Source organism: Exiguobacterium sp. Leaf187, from assembly GCF_001423925.1.
Taxonomy (GTDB): Bacteria; Bacillota; Bacilli; order Exiguobacteriales; family Exiguobacteriaceae; genus Exiguobacterium_A; species Exiguobacterium_A indicum.
Genome location: NZ_LMPR01000001.1, coordinates 3,227 through 4,416 on the forward strand (window position 1 = coordinate 3,227; position 1,190 = coordinate 4,416).

General features: G+C 55.4%; 1 rRNA gene (cut by a window edge). It reads left to right on the top strand.

The features are described 5' to 3' along the window. A 23S ribosomal RNA gene (locus tag ASF99_RS00015) occupies window positions 1–1,190 on the top strand; its annotated part reaches 1,643 nt to the left of the window's first position; the annotation flags it as partial.

Here is a 1,190-nt window from a genome sequence, read left to right on the forward strand (position 1 = left end):
GAAGGCGCCAGTACCGTAAACCGACACAGGTAGGCGAGATGAGAATTCTAAGACGCGCGGGATAACTCTCGTTAAGGAACTCGGCAAAATGGTCCCGTAACTTCGGGAGAAGGGACGCTCTACATGAGTAGAGCCGCAGTGAATAGGCCCAAACGACTGTTTAGCAAAAACACAGGTCTCTGCTAAATCGCAAGATGACGTATAGGGGCTGACGCCTGCCCGGTGCTGGAAGGTTAAGGGGATGGGTTAGCGCAAGCGAAGCTTTGAACCGAAGCCCCAGTAAACGGCGGCCGTAACTATAACGGTCCTAAGGTAGCGAAATTCCTTGTCGGGTAAGTTCCGACCCGCACGAAAGGCGTAACGATTTGGGCACTGTCTCAACGAGAGACCCGGTGAAATCATAGTACCTGTGAAGATGCAGGTTACCCGCGACAGGACGGAAAGACCCCATGGAGCTTTACTACAGCCTGATATTGAGGCTTTGTGCATGATGTACAGGATAGGCGGGAGACGTCGAGCCCGGAGCGCCAGCTTCGGAGGAGTCACCCTTGGGATACCGCCCTTCATGCATAGAGTCTCTAACTCGCAGCCGTGATCCGGCTGGAGGACCGTGTCAGGCGGGTAGTTTGACTGGGGCGGTCGCCTCCTAAACAGTAACGGAGGCGCCCAAAGGTTCCCTCAGAATGGTTGGAAATCATTCGTAGAGCGCAAAGGCAGAAGGGAGCTTGACTGCGAGACCTACAAGTCGAGCAGGGACGAAAGTCGGGCTTAGTGATCCGGTGGTTCCGCATGGAAGGGCCATCGCTCAACGGATAAAAGCTACCCTGGGGATAACAGGCTGATCTCCCCCAAGAGTCCACATCGACGGGGAGGTTTGGCACCTCGATGTCGGCTCATCGCATCCTGGGGCTGGAGTAGGTCCCAAGGGTTGGGCTGTTCGCCCATTAAAGCGGTACGCGAGCTGGGTTCAGAACGTCGTGAGACAGTTCGGTCCCTATCCGTCGTGGGCGCAGGAAATTTGAGGAGAGCTGTCCTTAGTACGAGAGGACCGGGATGGACGCACCGCTGGTGTACCAGTTGTTCCGCCAGGAGCATCGCTGGGTAGCTACGTGCGGACGGGATAAATGCTGAAAGCATCTAAGCATGAAGCCCCCTCCAAGATGAGATTTCCCTTTGAGTAATCAAGAAAG